The organism is Arsukibacterium indicum, from assembly GCF_019100565.1.
GTDB lineage: Bacteria > Pseudomonadota > Gammaproteobacteria > Enterobacterales > Alteromonadaceae > Alishewanella > Alishewanella indicum.
In genome coordinates this window covers 42,530-63,344 of record NZ_JAHRID010000007.1, presented here as the reverse complement: position 1 = coordinate 63,344, position 20,815 = coordinate 42,530, and the positions used below count along the sequence as shown (strand labels likewise).

At 46.9% G+C, this 20,815-nt stretch carries 19 protein-coding genes; 3 read left to right on the top strand and 16 right to left on the bottom strand.

Annotation, left to right across the window (positions count from 1 at the left end; genetic code table 11):
* Positions 1-88: 88 nt before the first annotated feature.
* The 16 genes from KQY15_RS14385 to mioC form a co-directional block, all read right to left on the bottom strand.
* Positions 89-2,971: an insulinase family protein gene (locus KQY15_RS14385; RefSeq protein WP_217670357.1), complete on the bottom strand. Its 2,883-nt coding sequence runs from the start codon at positions 2,969-2,971 to the stop codon at positions 89-91.
* A gap of 102 nt (positions 2,972-3,073) precedes the next feature.
* Positions 3,074-5,161 (bottom strand): winged helix-turn-helix domain-containing protein, encoded by a 2,088-nt coding sequence (locus KQY15_RS14380; RefSeq protein WP_217670355.1) that lies wholly within the window; start codon positions 5,159-5,161, stop codon positions 3,074-3,076.
* 151 nt (positions 5,162-5,312) lie between these two features.
* A complete protein-coding gene (locus tag KQY15_RS14375) occupies positions 5,313-5,729 on the bottom strand; it encodes a F0F1 ATP synthase subunit epsilon (protein WP_019676211.1) in 417 nt (138 codons plus the stop codon).
* A 24-nt stretch (positions 5,730-5,753) separates the two neighbouring features.
* Complete coding sequence (gene atpD / locus KQY15_RS14370) at positions 5,754-7,139, bottom strand: F0F1 ATP synthase subunit beta (protein ID WP_097110509.1); 1,386 nt, start codon at positions 7,137-7,139, stop codon at positions 5,754-5,756.
* A 33-nt stretch (positions 7,140-7,172) separates the two neighbouring features.
* Positions 7,173-8,036: a F0F1 ATP synthase subunit gamma gene (atpG, locus tag KQY15_RS14365; protein ID WP_217670353.1), complete on the bottom strand. Its 864-nt coding sequence runs from the start codon at positions 8,034-8,036 to the stop codon at positions 7,173-7,175.
* Positions 8,037-8,090: 54 nt separating this feature from the next.
* On the bottom strand, positions 8,091-9,632 hold the full coding sequence (gene atpA, locus KQY15_RS14360) for a F0F1 ATP synthase subunit alpha (RefSeq protein WP_217670351.1): 1,542 nt from the start codon (positions 9,630-9,632) through the stop codon (positions 8,091-8,093).
* 14 nt (positions 9,633-9,646) lie between these two features.
* A complete protein-coding gene (atpH, locus tag KQY15_RS14355) occupies positions 9,647-10,180 on the bottom strand; it encodes a F0F1 ATP synthase subunit delta (protein ID WP_217670349.1) in 534 nt (177 codons plus the stop codon).
* A 12-nt stretch (positions 10,181-10,192) separates the two neighbouring features.
* Entirely contained in the window at positions 10,193-10,663 is a 471-nt protein-coding gene (gene atpF, locus KQY15_RS14350) for a F0F1 ATP synthase subunit B (RefSeq protein WP_217670347.1), read from the bottom strand.
* Positions 10,664-10,707: 44 nt separating this feature from the next.
* Complete coding sequence (gene atpE / locus KQY15_RS14345; RefSeq protein WP_062483651.1) at positions 10,708-10,941, bottom strand: F0F1 ATP synthase subunit C; 234 nt, start codon at positions 10,939-10,941, stop codon at positions 10,708-10,710.
* A gap of 42 nt (positions 10,942-10,983) precedes the next feature.
* Positions 10,984-11,844 carry a F0F1 ATP synthase subunit A gene (atpB, locus tag KQY15_RS14340; protein WP_217670345.1) on the bottom strand — a complete coding sequence of 287 codons (861 nt, stop codon included), beginning with the start codon at positions 11,842-11,844 and terminating at the stop codon, positions 10,984-10,986.
* A 16-nt stretch (positions 11,845-11,860) separates the two neighbouring features.
* A complete protein-coding gene (locus KQY15_RS14335) occupies positions 11,861-12,241 on the bottom strand; it encodes an ATP synthase subunit I (protein WP_308160250.1) in 381 nt (126 codons plus the stop codon).
* 128 nt (positions 12,242-12,369) lie between these two features.
* A complete protein-coding gene (locus KQY15_RS14330) occupies positions 12,370-13,248 on the bottom strand; it encodes a ParB/RepB/Spo0J family partition protein (protein WP_217670341.1) in 879 nt (292 codons plus the stop codon).
* Positions 13,249-13,277: 29 nt separating this feature from the next.
* Positions 13,278-14,072 carry a ParA family protein gene (locus KQY15_RS14325; RefSeq protein ID WP_217670339.1) on the bottom strand — a complete coding sequence of 265 codons (795 nt, stop codon included), beginning with the start codon at positions 14,070-14,072 and terminating at the stop codon, positions 13,278-13,280.
* An 18-nt stretch (positions 14,073-14,090) separates the two neighbouring features.
* Positions 14,091-14,708: a 16S rRNA (guanine(527)-N(7))-methyltransferase RsmG gene (gene rsmG, locus KQY15_RS14320; RefSeq protein WP_217670337.1), complete on the bottom strand. Its 618-nt coding sequence runs from the start codon at positions 14,706-14,708 to the stop codon at positions 14,091-14,093.
* A 30-nt stretch (positions 14,709-14,738) separates the two neighbouring features.
* Positions 14,739-16,628: a tRNA uridine-5-carboxymethylaminomethyl(34) synthesis enzyme MnmG gene (gene mnmG, locus KQY15_RS14315; RefSeq protein WP_217670335.1), complete on the bottom strand. Its 1,890-nt coding sequence runs from the start codon at positions 16,626-16,628 to the stop codon at positions 14,739-14,741.
* 586 nt (positions 16,629-17,214) lie between these two features.
* Positions 17,215-17,661, bottom strand: a complete 447-nt coding sequence (gene mioC, locus KQY15_RS14310) for an FMN-binding protein MioC (RefSeq protein WP_217670333.1) — start codon at positions 17,659-17,661, stop codon at positions 17,215-17,217.
* Positions 17,662-17,823: 162 nt separating this feature from the next.
* Here mioC and KQY15_RS14305 point away from each other — a divergent pair, with 162 nt between their 5' ends.
* The 3 genes from KQY15_RS14305 to KQY15_RS14295 all read left to right on the top strand — a co-directional run bounded on the left by KQY15_RS14305 (position 17,824) and on the right by KQY15_RS14295 (position 20,779).
* The gene (locus tag KQY15_RS14305; protein ID WP_217670331.1) at positions 17,824-19,602 is read left to right on the top strand and encodes a DEAD/DEAH box helicase; all 1,779 of its coding nucleotides are present in this window, start codon (positions 17,824-17,826) and stop codon (positions 19,600-19,602) included.
* A gap of 226 nt (positions 19,603-19,828) precedes the next feature.
* Positions 19,829-20,251, top strand: coding sequence for a thioredoxin TrxC (gene trxC, locus KQY15_RS14300; protein WP_217670329.1), 423 nt, complete (start codon positions 19,829-19,831; stop codon positions 20,249-20,251).
* Positions 20,252-20,287: 36 nt separating this feature from the next.
* Positions 20,288-20,779 (top strand): YbhB/YbcL family Raf kinase inhibitor-like protein, encoded by a 492-nt coding sequence (locus tag KQY15_RS14295; RefSeq protein WP_217670327.1) that lies wholly within the window; start codon positions 20,288-20,290, stop codon positions 20,777-20,779.
* Positions 20,780-20,815: the final 36 nt, after the last annotated feature.

The window sequence follows — 20,815 nt, the reverse complement described above, 5'->3', positions numbered from 1 at the left end:
GATCACAAAGTAAATTGAACCCTGAGTGACTCTCTCTGGTGCAGCAAAGGCCCTGCACTGCAGGGCCTGTTATATCAAAAGTTAATGATTAGAATGTCTGATGAAAGGTCGCTAAATCATCAATTGCGCTAAAACCAGGTAACAGCTGCAAAGCCTGCTCCTTGGCTTGGCCCTGCAGTATAATCTGCATGGTCGCTGAATGTTCAGACATCACGGTTTGGCGGTAAAAGTGCTGCATATCGGCCAGCGTCAGGGCGCTTACTGCAGCAATCAGCTTTTGTCTGCTGTCAAAGTTCAACCGGTTACGTAACCAGTCGTTACTGAACGTTTTAAACTCTTCCTCTAAGTTAGCTGGCATTCGCTGCAGTTCCAGCAATTGACTTTGTTGCAGCTTGGTAAAGTCTTGCTCGCTAAGCTGTTCAAGCTTTGCGCTATATTGCTGTAAAAATAAGTCTACCCGTTGCTGCAATTGTTCTGCCGATAACACCGGGCTTTGAATAGCAAAGCCTAAACCTGCATGTTGGTTTAACGGAAACTCAAACGCTTGTACCGCATAACCTAATTGCTCTTCGGTGCGAAGCTGATTAAAAAACGCCTGGTGCAGGTGGCCAGACAACACTTTTGCCGCCGCTTTGCCAGCATAGTCAGCGTTGGGTAAAAACTGAGTACGAAATAAGGTACTGTCAGCTTGTGGATTACTGCGTACCACAGATAAACGTTGGCCTGGCTCTGGCTGCCAGCTCGGAGATACCTGGTATGAACGGCTCGTTTTCTGCTGACCTTTTAATGCAGCAGCGATTTTTTTGACATCAGCCTCATCATAATTACCCTGAGCCAGCACTCGCAGCTGACTTTGTGCCAAAGTTTGGCCAATATAAGTGTTTAGCTCGTCAACCGTGATCGTTTGTGCAGCTGCCAGCAAAACGTCCAACTCAAAGCGGCCTGACATTAGTGTGGTTTTCAGTATTTCACTGGCCTGACGGATCTGCACCTGTTGCTCAAATGAGCGCAAGCTACGCTGCATTAGATCCATCGTCTGAGCAAATTGGGGTGCTGTAACCGGCGTGCTGAGTATGGTGTTGATATGTTCAACCAAAGCAGGTTGTTTATCAGTAAAGCCTGTTAGTTTTAATACCAAATCGTATTCTTCGGCTTCCGGTTGCACCTGCATACCCGCAGCACTGGCTTCCTGCCACAATGCCTGATTGTTTAATATAAACAGCAATTGCCACATGCCATGCAGTATCGCCTCTTTCGCTGTTCGTTTAGCGCTTGGCTGGTGCCACTGCAGCAGCAGCTGACCCCGCGGCTGATCTGTAAAATGTTGGCTACCGGCTAACCAGGCCTCGACTCCCGCTTCGTCCAGCACTTTTTGTGGAATATTATTTTTTGCGTGTTTCAGGGCAAAGCTTTCAGGCTGAAAACGATTCAACTCGGGTAAGCTCAGTGGAATAAGCGGTTGCTGCCAGCTTTGCATCTCCTGCTCACTTAAATCGGCAATGGCATAACGACCTTCAAAATAGTTAAGCTTTTGCTTTGCCGGCTCTTGCTGGCTGATATGCCAAACCGTTAATCGCTCGGGTACTAATTGCGCTAACAGCGCTTCGATGGAGGCCTTATCAAACTTATCATATTGATAGGGCGCACTGACAATTGAAGCTAACGGGTAATATTGCATCGCGCTACTCAGTTTAGCGGCATAGCTAAAACCATCCGTTTTTTCCATGAAGTTAAACTGGTTGTTGAGCGATGTCCGAATTTCCTGAAAGTACTTTTGATCCACTCCCTTTTTCCGGATCAGATCCAGGTATTGCATCATAATGGCTGTAATGGCCGGACGTTGTTGCATTCCTGCTTCAGTCAATGCCATGACAATCTGCAAGTGACCATAGTTGCCATACCATGCTGGGTCATAGTCTACATAGAGCACATCGAGTAATCCCATGGCTTTCAGCTGCTGCGCTGGGGTGCCAGGCATTTCTGAACTAAGCAGATGCGCTAAAAACTTATTTGGCTTGGTTGCAAAATCGCTTAGGTTATTATCAATAGTAAATTCCAGTCGCAGTAATTGCGATTCGGTATTAGGAACATAATGTACCCGTTTTGGCCCAAATTTTTTAAAGTCAATTTGCGCAGTAGGTCTTGGGCTTTCGATGTTTTTATTTTCGATATCGGAGAAAAATCGTTGTGCCAGTAATTGCATCTGCGGTAAAGGGTCTGAGCTTATAAGCACCAGTTTCATCCGGTTTGCCGAATAGTGCTTCTGATAGAACGCCAATAACTCGTTATGCAACTTACTGTTATCTTTATCGGCCAGGCTTTCCAGGTTACCGATCCAGAATTGATTAGCCGGATGCTCTGCTAATAATTTTGCCGCCACCTTACGCTGCGCCCAACCATCCTGGTTGCGATTTAAAGACCATTCAGAGTGCACGGCATGGCGCTCTTTATCTACATATTCCGGTAACAGTAGCGGTGATTTGAAAAAATCTGAAAATCGGTCCAGCGCTTCTTCATAATGGCTGTGATTAATTTCAAACATGTAGTTGGTTAACTGATTTGTGAAGGCGTTACGGCTGCCACCGTGCTGATCCATAAACTTCATAAAGCCGTCTGGATCTGGGTAACGCTCTGTTCCCATAAACAGCATATGCTCGAGGAAGTGCGCCAGTCCTTGTTGAGATTTCGGGTCGTTAAGCCAACCGACATCAACACTTAACGCTGCCGAGGATTTTTCTGCGGTTGGGTCTGATACCAGTACCACCTCTAACTGATTAGGTAGGGTAATGGCCTGATACTGCCGCTGATCATTAGGACTGACTATCAACTTTTGTCCCGACGACGCTTCTTTAGTCACCGCTTTACCTGAAGAAAGTGTGTTGCCGGTACAGCCACTAAGAAAGGTAAACGTCAGCGAGCCGCTGACTATAGCCGCAGTTAAAGCTGATAATGTAAAGGCTTTATTTTTCATATTATGACTCCGTATTGTTTGGTTAGCTTGTTGATTCAAGTGACACCAAACTAACTACGGATAGTCATATTTCCGATAACCAGGCTAAGATATTACTGTGAGTTATTTAGCACCAAAGTTATAACCAAAGTTATAACCATACTTAACTATATGATTTTCCTCTTTATCATAAGGTTTAAAAATCAAATTTTCACCATTGCGGTCGATCGAAATAGGTTTGCCAAAATCATGAAAAGGGATGCTTCGCTGCCAGACTTGCTGCGTGGATAAATTGATATTAGCTAAAACCCAGTCTCCCATTAGAGTTCGATATGCCAATATCAGCTGATTACCCCGAACAACGACATCCTCATCATGGTTAACTAGCGCCCCCTCATAAAGCAAGCTGGTTTTATTAAAGGAATCATCTAAACGCCAAAACTTACCCTCAATATCAGCAGCAACGAAACCGTCTGGTATCTCAAATAACTTTACATAATCATGCAGCAATATTGACTGTGTTTTATTAGCCAGAGTAAAACGTTTAATTAGCCACTGACCTTTTACCTGCTCTGCAAAATAAACATGCTCGGCAGAGCGGCTGAAATTTCCCGATCGCACATCTTGCGTAGCAACAGATACTGCCGTGATCTCAGCCGTAATGGTGTTATAGATTTCCAGTCGATTTCGTCGATCGAGCAAAAGTAGTGAGCCATCCGCCGACTGGTCCCGAATAATAAAGGGCTCTGCTGACTGCATAACCAGCTCCCGACTATTCTTATCTTCAAAATATCGTGATAAGCGAAACGCATTTGGCTCATGTTCAACTAACCACAGATAGTCGTAATTATGGCTAAAACTAAGCTGACGTACATTTGCTCCCAGCTGATAACTTTTATTAAAGTTCTCCGTTAGCGGCCAACTGGCCTGGTATATGTTGGCTGTAACAACATGATAGTTTAAGCCAATAAGCTCGCCATTTTCTGTAAAAGTAAATTCATGCAGCGGCGCAGGCTTAGCCGGTATAAGCTGGCGCTCACCATTTTCGATATTAATAAGATAATGTATATTGCCTGTTCGGAAGAGCAACGTGGCGTTATCCATCCAACTTAATCGAAAGTCTTGCAAATTATCCTGCAGTTTATATTCGGCGATAAGCTGTTTGTCAGCAATACGATAAAGCTGCAGCATCACATTTTTCTTTTTAATATTGCCACGCCCCAATGCCAACAACTGCTTATTTGGTGACATGACAGCAAACGCATCATGGATCCCATCTTCACCGCTATAAGTAAATTGCTCAAAAGTATTGGTTGTTAAGTCATACTGGTAGTAGTGAAAGTTGTCTGTTACGGATTTGGCTGCTACTAAGAGTTTATTGTTTTCTAATTCTATTACATTGCCTAATAATGGGTAGGGCGCAGTAGGATGTATAATCGGCGCCTCACTCAGGTTAAGCACAGACTGGGTATAAAAGGTTGCTTCACTGCTGTCATAGCCTACATAAGCCAGTCGGGTGTCATTATCAATAAAGTTTACAAAGCGACAATGCTCTGATGGCGTATCGATCTTTCTTAGCTGACCGGTGACAGCATCATACAAATACAACTCCCAATTACTATTATCATCAACTTTCGCAACAAAAGCTGATAAGCGGCCGTCTTTGGATACCGTTAAGCTGGTTTTCTGACCAGGAATAGATAATAAGGTTTCAATTTCCACCAATTGGTTAAGCGGCTGCGGGTCTGGCTTAGCGTAAACATAGTAAATTACTGCGATTATTACTGCAGCAATTGCTAACCACATTACTACAGGCTTACTCACGGCTAATTTTTGACTGACATCATTATCAGTGCCAACGGGTGGCCCTTCCTGCAACAACGCTCCAGCATCAGGTTCAGTACTTACACTGCAAATCAGCTGATAACCACGCTTCATCTGCGATTTTATATATTGCGGGTTTTCGGCGTCGGTATCGTCCAGCAACACTCTTAGTTTACTGATGGTTCTTCTGACCGCGGTATCCGTAACCACCCTGCCGGCCCAGACGTTGTCGTGTAGCTCAGCAAGGCTTACATAGCGCGAATTATGCTCAATTAAATAGCAGAGTACTTCAACTACCTTGGGTTCCACCGTCAGTTCAGTATCTGCAGCAAATACCCGGCGCTCCTTCAGGTCAACGGTAAAATCACCAATACTGACTATACTCATAACCGTTTTATACCCGTCCCTGCGTAAAACTTATTCTTTTTGTGAAAAAAAATTGTGCAGCATTTATTCCTGCCGCAAAACACTTAGTCTGTACAATAAAGTAAACCCAAAAAAAAGCCACCCGCAGGTGGCTTTTCTGACAAACGTACACTTACTTTTTGCGCAGTTTCTGAATAACCCGCAGCTGGGCAATGGCTTCAGCCAGTTGCGCTGCCGCTTCGGCGTAATTGAAATCTGCACCGGCGTGTTGCATTGCTTCAGTTGCCCGTTTCTGGGCATCTAATGCCGCCTGCTCGTCTAAGTCTTCGCCACGTACCGCGACATCGGCCAACACGGTAATGCTGTCGGGTTGTACTTCAAGTACGCCACCGGCAACATAAATTACGTGCTCTTCACCGAATTGCTTCACGATACGGACCATGCCAGGTTTCAGAGGAGTCAGTAACGGGGCGTGAAAAGGTAAAATACCTAACTCGCCCTCACTGCCTGTGACCTGCACGGACTCGACAAGGCCAGAGAAAATTTTCTCTTCAGCACTTACTACATCCAGTTGCACTGTCATCGCCATTTCGCTCTCCTAAAGCCTGGTTGCTTAAAGCTTTTTCGCTTTTTCGATCGCTTCGTCGATAGAGCCTACCATGTAGAAAGCCTGCTCTGGCAAGTGATCGTATTCACCGTCCAGAATGCCTTTAAAGCCACGGATAGTTTCTTTCAGCGGTACGTACTTACCTGGCGAGCCAGTAAATACCTCAGCAACGAAGAACGGCTGAGACAGGAACCGCTGAATTTTCCGCGCGCGGTAAACTAAGGTCCGGTCTTCATCAGACAGTTCGTCCATACCTAAGATGGCGATGATGTCTTTCAGTTCTTTGTAACGCTGCAGTACCGTTTGTACGCCACGCGCCACATCGTAGTGCTCTTTACCGATAACCAGTGGATCTAACTGACGAGAAGTTGAATCCAGTGGGTCGATCGCCGGGTAAATACCCAGTGAAGCAATGTTCCGGCTCAATACTACCGTCGCATCTAAGTGCGAGAAGGTGGTAGCTGGCGACGGATCGGTTAAGTCATCCGCAGGAACGTATACGGCCTGGATCGACGTGATAGAACCAGTTTTGGTAGAAGTGATACGCTCTTGCAGCGCACCCATCTCTTCTGCCAGTGTTGGCTGGTAACCTACTGCTGATGGCATCCGGCCTAACAAAGCTGATACTTCAGTACCGGCCAGGGTATAACGGTAGATGTTATCCACGAAGAACAGTACGTCACGGCCTTCTTCCCGGAACTTCTCCGCCATGGTTAAGCCGGTTAACGCCACGCGTAAACGGTTACCTGGTGGTTCGTTCATCTGACCGTATACTAACGATACTTTATCCAGTACGTTAGAATCTTTCATTTCGTGATAGAAGTCGTTACCTTCACGGGTACGCTCACCGACACCGGCGAATACAGAGTAACCGCTGTGCTCGATCGCGATGTTCCGGATTAATTCCATCATGTTAACGGTTTTACCAACACCGGCACCACCGAATAAACCTACTTTACCGCCTTTAGCAAACGGGCATACTAAGTCGATAACTTTAATACCGGTTTCCAGCAGGGCGTTTGATGCTGCTTGCTCTTCGTATGAAGGGGCTGCGCGGTGGATTGACCAACGCTCTTCTTCACCGATAGGGCCAGCTTCGTCAATCGGGTTACCTAATACGTCCATAATACGACCTAAAGTCGCTTTACCGACAGGAACCTGAATGGCTTTGCCTGAATTTCCAACCAGGGTACCACGACGTAAACCGTCGGTGGTGCCCATTGCGATAGTACGTACTGTACCGCCACCCAGCTGTTGCTGTACTTCCAGCACTAACCCAGCCAGATCACCGTCAGTCACGTTTAACGCGTCATAGATGCTAGGTACCGCTTCTTGTGGAAAATCGATATCCACAACGGCGCCAATGATTTGGACGACCTTACCTTGACTCATGATGTTTCCTCAAATTTCTCAAAACTGTTCACCTTAGCCTACAGCTGCCGCACCTGCGACAATTTCGCTGAGCTCCTGGGTAATAGCGGCCTGACGTGCTTTGTTGTATACCAGCTTCAGGTCGTCCATTAAATTACCGGCGTTGTCGGTAGCAGCTTTCATTGCCACCATTCGCGCAGCGTGTTCACTGGCTGCGTTTTCAACAACACCCTGGTAAACCTGTGACTCGATGTAGCGGTCCAGCAACATATCTAAAATAGGTTGCGGATCCGGCTCGTACAGGTAATCCCAGTTATGCTCTTTTTGAGCGATATCTGCTTTGGGCAAAGGTAAGAGTTGATCGATCACTGGCTCTTGTTTCATGGTATTGACAAAAGTGTTGTATACCAGGAATAAGCGGTCGATGCGGCCATCCAGGTAAGCTTGCAGCATTACCTTAACCGTACCAATCACATCAGCCAAACGTGGCACGTCACCTGAACCCGTTTGTTGTGCTACAACTTTGCCGCCGAAACGCTTGAAAAACGCGGTGGCTTTGTTACCGATAACGGCAAACTCAGCTTCCACGTTCTTGTTTTTCCAGCTTTTCATTTCCAGCACAACTTTCTTAAACTCGTTGGTATTCAGGCCACCGCAAAGACCGCGATCGGTTGAAATAATAATGTAGCCAACCCGTTTTACGTCACGCTCCGATAAATACGGATGACGATATTCGATGTTGCCCTGAGCAATATTACCGATAACTTTGCGCATACCTTCAGCGTATGGGCGGGTTGCAGCTACGCGCTCCTGCGCTTTGCGCATTTTGCTGACCGCAACTTTTTCCATAGCACTGGTGATCTTGCGAGTATTGTTAATACTCCCGATCTTACTTTTTATCTCTTTACCACCGGCCATGACTGTATCTCCGTTTCATTCAACGAACGGGGTGGCCGTAACCACCCACGTAATTTACCAAGTCTGAGTTGCTTTAAACTTCTCAATGGCCGCTTTCAGCGACGACTCGATTTGATCGTTGTAGTTACCGGTTTTCGCGATATCAGCCATTAGCTCGGCGTATTCGGCTTTCATAAAGCTGATCAAAGCAGACTCAAAATCCTGGATTTTAGCCACTTCAACATCTTTCAGATAACCTTTTTCAATTGCGAAAATAGACACACCCATTTCACCAACGCTCATCGGGCTGTACTGCAGCTGTTTCATCAGCTCAGTAACCTTCTGACCGTGTTCTAACTGGGCGCGGGTCGCTTCATCCAGGTCAGATGCAAACTGCGCGAACGCTGCCAGCTCTGAGTACTGGGCTAATGCCAGACGAATACCACCACCTAATTTCTTGATGATCTTGGTTTGTGCTGCACCACCTACCCGCGATACTGAAATACCGGCGTTAACCGCAGGGCGGATACCGGCATTAAATAAATCAGATTCTAAGAAAATCTGACCATCAGTAATCGAGATTACGTTAGTCGGTACGAAGGCAGATACGTCACCGGCCTGAGTTTCAATAATTGGCAGGGCGGTTAGTGAACCGGTCTGGCCTTTTACTTCACCATTGGTTAAACGCTCAACGTAGTCGGCATTAACCCGTGATGCCCGCTCCAGCAGACGTGAATGAAGATAAAATACGTCACCCGGGTAAGCTTCACGGCCTGGTGGACGGCGTAACAGCAACGAGATTTGGCGATAAGCAACAGCTTGCTTAGACAAATCATCGTATACAATCAGCGCATCTTCACCGCGGTCACGGAAATATTCACCCATGGTACAGCCAGAGTATGGCGCCAGGAACTGCAGGGCAGCAGCTTCAGATGCAGAGGCTACAACAACAATAGTGTTGGCCAGGGCACCGTGCTCTTCCAGTTTGCGTACCACGTTGGCAATGGTAGAGGCTTTCTGACCAATCGCCACGTAAACACACTTAATACCAGTGTTTTTCTGGTTGATGATGGCATCGATTGCTAAAGCAGTTTTACCGGTCTGACGGTCACCGATTAACAATTCACGCTGGCCACGACCGATAGGAATCATCGCATCAACAGATTTATAACCGGTTTGCATTGGCTGATCGACTGACTGACGGTCAATTACGCCTGGCGCAATTTTTTCTACCGGCGCGAAGCCTGCAGCATCAATCGGGCCTTTACCATCAATAGGCGCACCTAAGGTGTTAACCACCCGGCCTAACAGCTGCGGGCCTACCGGTACTTCTAAAATACGGCCAGTACTTTTTACTTTGGTGCCTTCGGTTAAATCCGCGTACGGACCCATAACCACGGCGCCAACAGAATTGCGCTCTAAGTTCAGCGCGATAGCATAACGATTGCCAGGAAGCTCGATCATCTCACCTTGCATACAATCAGCAAGGCCATTAATCCGGATAATACCGTCAGTTACCTGAACAATAGTACCTTCGTTACGAGCTTCACTGACCACTTCAAACTGAGCAATACGACTCTTGATCAGTTCTGAAATTTCAGTGGAATTCAGTTGCATACTCTATTCCCCAATTACGACTGCAGCGCAGTTGCTAAACGATCCAGCTTACCGCGGACCGAGCCATCAATTACCATGTCACCTGCTTTGATCAGCATACCGCCGACCATGTCAGGATTGACGCTACAGTTCAATTTAACTTTGCGTGCCAAACGTTGCGTTAATGCAGCTATCAGCTTGTTTTGTTGCGCTTTATCCAGAGCAGTGGCAGAAACTACGTCAACGGTAATTTCTTTCTCGTACGCTGCTTTATGCTCAACAAAAGCTGCCAATACTTCAGGCAACGCCAACAAGCGATGATTTTCAGCCATTACTTTTATAAAGTTCTGACCCTGCTCGTTGAGTTGCTCACCGCAAACCTGAAGAAACAGGTCGGCTTGCTTTTCAGCAACACCAGAAGTACGCAACAAGGCTGCAATCTGGTCGTTTTCTGCTACCTGAGCAGCAAAAGCCAGCATTTGCAGCCAGGCGTCTAACGCGTTTTGCTCTACTGCAAAATCGAAAGCCGCCTTAGCGTACGGACGAGCAATATTCGTCATATCAGACATAGCTCATCCCCATTACAGTTCTTGTACCAGTTTTTCCAGAATATCGCTGTGAGCAGCTTCGTCGATAGAACGTTGCAGAATGCGCTCTGCACCGGCTACCGCCAAGGCAGCTACCTGCTTGCGTAAATCTTCGCGTAAACGGTTACGTTCCGCTTCAACTTCGGCTTTGGTCTGAGCCAGGATAGATTCCCGCTCAGCATTCGCTTTCTGGGCCGCTTCTTCAATCATCTTCGCTTCGCGCTTTCTGGCTTGCTCAATAATCTCAGCTGCCTGCGCTTTTGCATCTTTTAATTGATCTTTGGCTTTATCCTGGGCCATCGCCAGGTCTTTTTCTGCCCGATCAGAAGCAGCTAAACCGTCAGCAATTTTTTGTTGGCGCGCTTCGATGGCTTTCATCAGCGGCGGCCATACAAACTTCATACAAAAAAGTACGAAGACGGTAAAAGCGATTAATTCACCTAACAGAGTGGCGTTTAAGTTCACGTCCGCTCCTCCTTATTTAGTTGTTCGACGATTAAAACCTTCAATTACATTGCGAACAACATGTACATAGCGATACCAACACCGATCATAGCTACGGCATCGATAAGACCAGCAAGGATGAACATTTTAACTTGCAGTGAAGGAGCCAGTTCTGGCTGACGGGCACATGCTTCCAGGAACTTACCACCCATGTTACCGAAACCCAGTGCGGTACCGATAGCACCGAAACCGATTAACAACGCTACAGCGATTAGTTTAATAGCTACTGCAATTTCCATTTTTATCTCCGATATTTCTATAGTTAAAGTTAAAGTAAAAAATTAATGATTATCTGAACTGGCCATACTTAAGTACACAATGGTCAGCATCATAAACACGAACGCCTGCAACACAATGACCAGAATATGGAACACGGCCCAAACAAAGTGCAATGGTAACTGCGCCAGACCAATGGCACCAATCAGGATAAAGATCATTTCGCCAGCATACAGGTTACCGAATAACCGCAGCGCCAATGAAAACGGTTTTGCCACCAGCGCAATCAGTTCCAGTAATAAGTTGAACGGGATCAATAAAATCTGTAGTGGGATATTCTTAGTGCTGAACGGGTGTAACGTCAGCTCTTTGATAAAGCCCAGCACACCTTTAATCCGAATAGAGTAGCCAATCATCAGAATAAATACGCCAATCGCCAGGGCGGCTGTCATATTAATATCTGTGGTGGGTACAATTTTCATGTAAACATCGTGCGAGTCCATACCAAAAGCCGTTTCACCAACAAAACCGGCAAAGGCTGGCAGGAAATCTACCGGCACTAAGTCCATCAGGTTCATTAAAAACACCCAGACAAAAATAGTTAATGCCAGTGGTGCAATTAATTTACTTCGGCCGTGGTAGGTGTCTTTAACGTTTGCCGCAACAAACTCGACCACCATTTCAACAAAGCACTGAAGCTTCCCCGGTACTCCAACAGTGGCTTTATTCGCCACACTGCGGAATATCCACAAGAATAAGATCCCCAGGCCTATAGACCACGCTAAGGTATCGACATGCCATGTCCAGAACCCAGCCTCGCTGCACGCTTTGTTAAATGCGACACTGCCATCGACAGTACACATTTTCGCGTTAGTAAGGTGGTGCTGAATATGGCTAGACAGTGTTAACTCTTCACCTGCAGCCATGTTTCATCCCAATAGTTTAATGTTTAAAGAAAAACGGTGCTGTCCACTGTGTCAGTAAGGTGATCAGGAAACCAGTAATAAATGCTTCTGGTACTAAATGCTCCTGTTGTAACACTAACGCACACAATATAACAGTTAACAATACTTTTAAGCTGTGGCCGCGCATCAGCGCTGCCGCTACCCGTCGTGCCTGTTCTGCGCCACTATACCGGAACGCAAAAAAAGCAAATACAAAATTTGGCACCGCTGCTGCTAAGCCACCTTTAAAAGCAGATTTGGCTCCAGCGCTATCAGTCAGCAAAAAAAACGCCAGTGCGATACAACCGGCGACGATAACCTGACCCAGTACCGCGAGATACGCTGATTTTCTGGCCTGGTTTGCAATATTTTCTGCCACTGTACCCCTCGTTGTAATAGCCCGTGCAGGGGTAGAAAAAACTTGCGAAAGTATACTTATTTGCCCCCGATTTGCAACAAAAAGCGGTTTTTGTGGCGGCTTGTCCATAACATCGAGAAATAAAATGCTTAATCGGGCTCTGCTAATTGCATTTTAGCTAAAATACCATCGAGTTCAGCCAGGCTACTGTAATTGATTACCAGATTACCTTTACCTTTTTTGTTATACATTATCTGCACCGGTGCAGCGAAGCGCTCACTTAACCTTTGTTCAAGGGCATCGACATCCGGATCTTTTACTTTTGCCGCTGCAGGTGCTTTCGGTTCCAGAATCCGTCGCACCAGGCTTTCAGTTTCACGCACTGTTAATTGCTTGTGGGCAACTAAGCGGGCAGTTTCTGACTGACTGTCATCGGTTAATGCCAGCAGAGCACGGGCATGGCCCATTTCAATATCACCATGCTCCAGCAGTACTTTAACATCGTCGTTCAGGGCATTTAAGCGTAGTAAGTTAGTTACCGTAGCGCGGGATTTACCAACAGCATCCGCCACCTGCTGGTGGGTAAGTTCAAATTCTGTCAGTAAACGATCCAGTGCTATTGCTTCTTCCATTGCATTCAGATCTTCGCGCTGAATGTTTTCAATTAATGCGATGGCCACTGCCGCTTCATCAGGTACATTTTTTATCAGACAGGGTACTTCGGGCAGGCGGGCTAACTGGGCTGCACGCCAGCGCCTCTCACCGGCAATAATTTCATAGCTGTTTTCACTGATAGCGCGCACCACTATGGGCTGAATAACACCCTGCGCGCGGATTGAACTGGCTAAATCTTCCAGCGCATCTTGTGACATATCCTTTCTTGGCTGGTATTTACCGGGCTTTAAAAACTCAACCGGCAATTTCTGCAACTCGGCAGATTGCTGGTTAGCATGATGTTGCTCTGTCGTTTTATTCGATGTGAGTAAAGCATCTAAGCCCCGGCCTAAACCGCGTTTTTTAACCGCCATGCGCAAAAATATCCTTTAACTTATCGTGGTTATAGTGAGGTTGCTTTGCCACTGGTTTTTTTTTCAGAACGCCGCAGAATTTCACCGGCCAATGCCAGATAAGCTTTAGCACCGGTGGAGTTTTTATCGTAATACATTACTGGTGTACCAAAACTGGGTGCTTCGGCCAGTCGTACATTTCTCGGTATCACCGCCCGGTAAACCTTATCACCAAAATGTTGTTTCAACTGCTCCGACACGTCATTAGCCAGCCGGTTACGGGGGTCGTACATGGTACGTAAAATGCCTTCAATTTTTAAATCAGCATTTACAACTGCTGCCAGTTTATTAATGGTATCGACTAATGCTGTCAGGCCTTCCAGGGCAAAATACTCACATTGCATTGGCACCAGAACGGTATCGGCCGCGGCCATGGCATTAACGGTTAGCATGTTCAGGGAAGGCGGACAGTCGATAAAAATAAAATCGTAGCTGCTGCGGTAATCTTTTAGCGCAGTTCGTAAACGCAGTTCGCGGGCAAAAACATCCATTAGTCTGACTTCTGCAGCTGTCACGTCCGAATTTGCGGCCACGAGATGATAACCACCGCTGGTTTCTTTGACGATCACTTCCGGCAGTGGTTTTTGATCAATTAATAACTCATACGCGGTTGCTGGCACTTCATATTTATCAACGCCGCTGCCCATAGTGGCGTTACCCTGAGGATCGAGGTCAATAAGCAAAACCTTACGTTTAGTCGCCGCCATAGATGCTGCTAAATTAACAGCAGTGGTGGTTTTGCCTACTCCACCTTTCTGATTAGCAATGGCGATGATTTTACCCACAAGGCTCCCTCATTATGGTTAAGCGCTGGTCATAACAACCAGATGCCGGCTGGCATCCAGTTCTGGTACCTGCAATGGTATAACTGCGCTTACTTTAACAAAATCCGGCAAAGCTGCAATTTCTTCTTGCACCGCTGCGCCTTTCATCGCATAAAAATGCCCCTTCGCTGCAGGCAAATGACGACACCAGTTGAGCATATCATGGGTAGAAGCGAACGCACGGCTGATCACACCGTCATAAGGGGTTGCCGGTTGATGTTGCTCAACCCGGCTTTGCACAGGCTGAATATTGCTAAGACCAAGCTGTAATTTAACCTGATTTAAAAAACGAATACGTTTGCCAAGACTATCGAGCAGCGTAAATTGCTTATCCGGATAATATATCGCCAGCAATACCCCGGGTAACCCCGGCCCGGTGCCAACATCAATAAAATGCTGCCCCTCTAAATAAGGCGCAATCACCAGACTGTCCATGACATGTTTTACCAGCATTTCAGCCGGATCACGTACCGAGGTTAAGTTATAGGCGCTGTTCCATTTATGCAGTAACTGGACGTAGTCAATACACTGTTGTAACTGACTGTCGCTAAGTTGCAGGCTGGTTTGAGCTACCAGTTGCCGCAGTTTTTCAAGCATACCGATCCTTTCAGGCATATCAACGCCACGTTAAGCTGATTTGCGAAGTAAACCTTGTTTTTTCAGATACACCAACAATAGCGAAATAGCCGCAGGAGTAATGCCGGAGATCCTTGAAGCCTGACCAACTGTGGCTGGCTGGCTTTGATTTAGCTTCATAATAACTTCATTCGATAAGCCTTTGACTGCACTATAATCGAAAGAACCGGGCAATTTGGTTGCTTCATTACGTTGCTGTTTGGCAATTTCATCTTGCTGACGGTTTATATAACCTTCATATTTAATCTGAATTTCGACTTGTTCAGCAGCGATCGGATCGGTCAGGGCAGGGCCTAAATCACTAATATTCATCAATTGCTGGTAAGTCATTTCCGGCCGACGTACCAATTCTTCTAAACTGGCTTCCCGGCTTAACGGCGTTTTTAGTAAATCATTAACCGCTTTTAAAGCAGTATGTTGGGGATGGATCCAGCTTTGGCGTAAGCGTTGCCGTTCCAGCTCGATTTGCTCCATTTTTTGATTGAATGCTTGCCAGCGTTGATCATCTACTAAGCCCAGTTCACGGCCTTTGGCCGTTAAGCGTGAATCTGCGTTATCTTCGCGTAACAGTAAGCGGTATTCAGCCCGGCTGGTAAACATCCGGTAAGGTTCTTTGGTGCCCTGGGTGGTTAAATCATCCACCAACACGCCTAAGTATGCCTGGTCGCGGCTTGGTGCCCAGGCTTCACGTTCAGTAGCAAACAGTGCAGCATTTAATCCGGCAAGCAAGCCCTGGGCGCCAGCCTCTTCGTAACCGGTAGTGCCATTTATCTGGCCAGCAAAAAACAGTCCCTTAATGAATTTGGTTTGCAGTGAACTGGTGAGATCGCGTGGGTCGAAAAAGTCATATTCAATAGCATAACCCGGCCTTGTAATATGGGCATTTTCCATACCTTTAATCGACCTGACTATTGATAACTGAACATCAAAAGGCAAGCTGGTAGAAATACCATTCGGGTATAACTCGTGGGTAGTTAAGCCTTCAGGTTCAATAAAGATCTGATGTTTATCCTTATCGGCAAAGCGCATTACTTTGTCTTCAATAGACGGGCAATACCGCGGGCCAATACCTTCGATTACGCCGGTATACATCGGTGAGCGATCAAGATTATCCCGGATCACCTGATGGGTATGATCATTGGTGTAAGTGATATAACACGGGATCTGAGCAGGGTGATCAGTGTGTTTGCCTAAAAAGGAAAACACCGGCGTTGGGTTATCACCGGGTTGTGCCTGCATCACTGAAAAATCAACAGTTCTGGCATCGATTCTCGGTGGTGTGCCGGTTTTTAACCGGTCAACCCGAAATGGCAACTCACGTAGTCGTTTTGCCAGGGCAACTGATGGTGGATCGCCTGCTCTGCCGCCTGAGAACTGTTCCAGGCCAATATGAATTTGACCACCTAAAAAAGTACCTACCGTTAACACAACGGATTTAGCCCGGAATTTTAAGCCCATCTGAGTGATGACACCAACTGCCTGATCGTTTTCAACTATCAGATCATCGCAGGCTTGCTGAAATATTCGTAAGTTAGGCTGATTTTCCAGGATCTGGCGGATTGCTGCCCGGTATAACTGACGGTCAGCCTGGGCTCTTGTCGCACGGACTGCAGGTCCTTTAGAACTGTTCAGGGTTCGGAACTGGATACCGCCTTTGTCAGCTGCGATGGCCATAGCGCCGCCGAGGGCGTCAATTTCTTTAACCAGATGGCCTTTACCAATTCCACCAATAGCTGGGTTGCAGGACATTTGGCCAAGCGTTTCAACGTTATGAGTTAACAATAATGTCTGCATACCCATGCGCGCAGCAGCTAAAGCAGCTTCAGTGCCAGCATGGCCACCACCGACAACGATCACATCAAAAGTTTCTTGATACAACATAACTGCCTCAATTCCGGCACAGCTGCCGCGTTAAAATAGGGCGCGTATTGTAGCGCGATCCTGGCACTTGTGAAACGGCTAAAATGGTTTCGGATCGCAATATTATATATAAGATCTATTTAAAGATCTTTTTACTACTATTACTACTAAGCAGGCTGTTTTCGGTGGATAAGCGATTATTACGATATCGGATCAATAGCTTAAATAGGATCAGATCCTGTGATCAAGGTTGGATCAAGTATGTCTGAACAGGTGGACAATATGGCTACTTATACACATTTGGAATTGATATTTTTTTTATAAAGTGCATAAGTACAGGTTAGTAACCGGATAAAAGCTATCTTATACACAAAGTAAGTTTTTCAATTGTAAGTTTGTTGATAACTTGGGGGTAACGTAACAGCAGTTAATGCATGAGTTAACTGCTAAAACCAGGTTTTATCAACGCTTTATCAGGGTATTGTTAAGCAGATTTTCGTCGTTCAGGATACAGTGGCGCCTGGTTGGTTTTATTGCTGAGGTCAACCGGGAGCAGAGACTTGTTTATCTGTTCTTCCTGAGATACTTGTGTTTTGGCGAGTGGTGATCACTCGCCTTTTTTTATACTGGCAATAAATTGTGGCAACCAAACTAAGGCCTGGTCCTCAGGTAAATCAGCAGTCAGCACATCTATCTCCAGATTTTCCAGCAGTGGTTTTGCGCCATGTTGCAGCAATAAACTTCGCAAGGTTTTGCCCGCCTGACAAAAAGTATCGTAGCTGGAGTCACCTAAAGTGATCACGCTGAAAGAAAGTGTGGTAAGATCACGCTGATCTTGTGCTAATTGATCCGCAAAGGGTTGAATATTATCAGGCAGATCTCCTGCGCCATAGGTGGATGTGATCACTAACCAGATGTAAGTCGGGTTCAGCTGATCCAAATCGGGTTGAAAATGAAGTGATGTTTCATATCCCGCTTGTACCAGTGTTTCAGCAACTTGTTCTGCCACATATTCCGCTGCGCCCATTTGGCTGCCAACGAGGATTTCTATCATGGTGATCCTCCAGGTGGTAAATGTTTGGCTATACTACTGGAATAAATTCGGGGAAAGCTACGTCTTTTGCCCGTTTTCGTGTTTTTACTGCATTGCAGGCCAGGTAAAAACAACAATAGCACTTACCAACAAGCCTGCGTGTGATTGAGGTTATAACAACGTATGTCTGAAACTTTGTCTTTTTCCCAGCTAATGCTGCCGGAACCGCTGGTGCGCGCGGTCACTGAACTTGGTTATGAAACACCATCGCCTATCCAGGCGGCGGCCATTCCAAAACTGTTAGCTGGTGAAGACGTGTTAGGCCAGGCGCAAACAGGAACCGGTAAAACCGGCGCTTTTGCTCTGCCTTTACTTGCGCGGCTTGACCCTGCGCAAAACGATCCGCAAATTCTGGTACTGGCACCTACCCGTGAACTAGCTATTCAGGTTGCTGAAGCCTTTCAGGCTTATGCCCGCTACATGCCGGCATTTCACGTCCTGCCTTTATACGGTGGTCAGAGCTATACCAATCAGTTGAAATCACTGAAACGGGGCTCGCAGGTCATTGTCGGTACTCCTGGCCGTATTCTGGACCATTTAGACCGTGGTACTTTAAAGCTGGATAAACTGCGGGCCATTGTGCTGGATGAAGCCGATGAAATGTTACGTATGGGCTTTATCGATGATGTCCAAACCATTATGGATGCGACACCGAAAGGCCGTCAGGTAGCCATGTTTTCGGCAACTATGCCGGCGCAAATCCGTGCTATTGCCCAGAAGCATCTAAAAAATGCTGAAGAAATTAAGATTGCCTCGAAAACCAGTACCGTTGAACGTATCAAGCAAAGTTATGTCATGCTGGATGGCAACCAAAAGCTCGACGCATTAACCCGTGTACTGGAAGGCGAAGAGTATGATGCGTCTATCGTTTTCGTGCGTACTAAAAGTGCGACCGAAGAGATTGCAGAAAAACTGGGTGCCCGCGGCTATGCGGTAGCCTGCTTAAATGGTGATATGAATCAGGCGCACCGTGAACAAACTATCCGCCGGATGAAAGCCAGCCAGTTAGATATTATTGTTGCTACCGATGTTGCTGCCCGTGGTCTGGATGTTGAACGGATCAGCTTAGTTGTTAACTATGATATCCCTTACGACAGCGAAGCATATGTGCACCGGATTGGTCGTACCGGCCGTGCTGGCCGTGAGGGTAAAGCAATATTATTTGTATCACCTCGTGAACGTCGTTTATTACGTACCATTGAACACGCTACCAAGCAGCCGATTGAGCAAATGTCATTGCCTACCGGTCAGGTTATTGAGCAACGCCGGATTGAATCGTTCCGGGAGCAACTGGCGCAAACTATTGAAACCCAGAACCTGAGCTTTTTCCAGGAACTGGTAACCGATTGGCGTGAAAAGCTGGAAACCACAGATGTTGATCTTGCAGCGGCGCTGTTATTCCTGGCACAGAAAGATCAGCCATTGAATGTGGCGAAGCAATTCCCGGAATTACGTCAGCCACACGCCCGGGGGGAACGGGAAGAGCGGCCTCGGCGTGAGCGCGGCGACCGTTCCGGTGAGCGTCCAGACCGTGGCCCGCGGGTGCGCCGCGAAATGAAAGGTGATTACAACAATTACCGGATTGAAGTTGGCAAAGAGCACGGCGTACGCGCCGGTGATATCGTTGGTGCTATTGCTAACGAAGCCAACATCGACAGCCAGTTCATCGGTAATATTAAACTATTTGATCATTTCAGTACGGTTGAACTGCCGGCCAATATTCCGGCGGAAATTTTCCAGCACCTGAAAAAAGTTTATGTGCGTAAGCAAAAGCTGAATATCAGTATAGATACCGGTAGTAGCGCAGGTAATGCCAGCCCGAATAGTGGTGGAGAGCGGCGCAGCGGTCCTGGCCCACGCCCGGGTGCCGCACCTAGGGCTCCGCGTAAGCCACGTGATTAAACACTAGTTGTTGTAGAAAACCCTGCCCTGGCAGGGTTTTTTTATGGCTGGTGGTTTAAACTTGGCTTAACAAAACCCATTTAAGCTTTAGCAAGTTTGTTGCGAACCTTTACAACGCTCATTTTGGCTTGCCACAGCAACTCGCTTGCGCTGGCGCGCCAGCTCAGACACTCTGTGGCAACCAAATCGAGGTTCTAAAGCTAAGCTAAAAAGTTGGAGTAGCAATATGATAGTTGCCTGTCCGTTTTGTAATAGTCTTAATCGTTTACCGGCTGACAAGCCGGCCCTGAATGCCAACTGCGGTAAATGTAAGCAGGCGCTGTTTGCTGGTCAGCCGTTAGAGCTTACTGCTACTAACTTCGCCGCCCACGCTAATAAATCTGAATTGCCTTTAGTGGTCGATTTCTGGGCCAGCTGGTGTGGCCCGTGCAAAAGTTTTGCGCCGGTTTTCAGCCAGGCAGCCGCTGAACTGGAGCCGCAGTTCCGCTTTGGAAAAATTGATACTGAGAAGCAGCAACAATTGGCAGGCCAGTTTAATATTCGTTCAATTCCTACCATAATGTTATTTAAGCAGGGCAAAGTGCTGGCACAACAAGCCGGCGCATTACCGAAGCAATCTTTTTATCAGTGGTTATCTCAGTATAAGTAAGTATTTACTAACTTTTTTATCAGCTATGGAGGCAATATGACTGACGCGCGTTTTACCCTTAGTAGCCCGGACTTGCAGGAAGGCCATTTTATGGCAAAGGTTCACGAGTTCGATGGCTTTGGTTGTAACGGCGACAATGTGTCACCTGAATTGGCGTGGCAACATCCACCGAAGGATACAAAAAGTTTTGCGGTAACAGTATTTGACCCGGACGCGCCCACCAGCTCAGGGTTCTGGCACTGGCTGGTAACCGATATTCCGGCCGATGCTACCGGCTTAGCGCAGGGGGTGGGTAAGGGCCGCTTACCGCCAGGTTGTCGTAGCTTTAACAACGATTATGGCAGTAAAGACTTTGGTGGCGCCTGCCCGCCAGAAGGCCATGGCATGCATCGCTATCAGTTTACGGTGTGGGCGCTGCCAGAAGAAACCCTGGCGGTACCGGATGATGCCAGTGCCGCTGTGGTGAGTTTTATGCTAAATGCCAATGCGCTGGCTAAGGCTACCTTAACGGCCACTTACGCCCGGTAGCTATTGCTACAACTATTGCTGCCGGAGCAGCAAAAC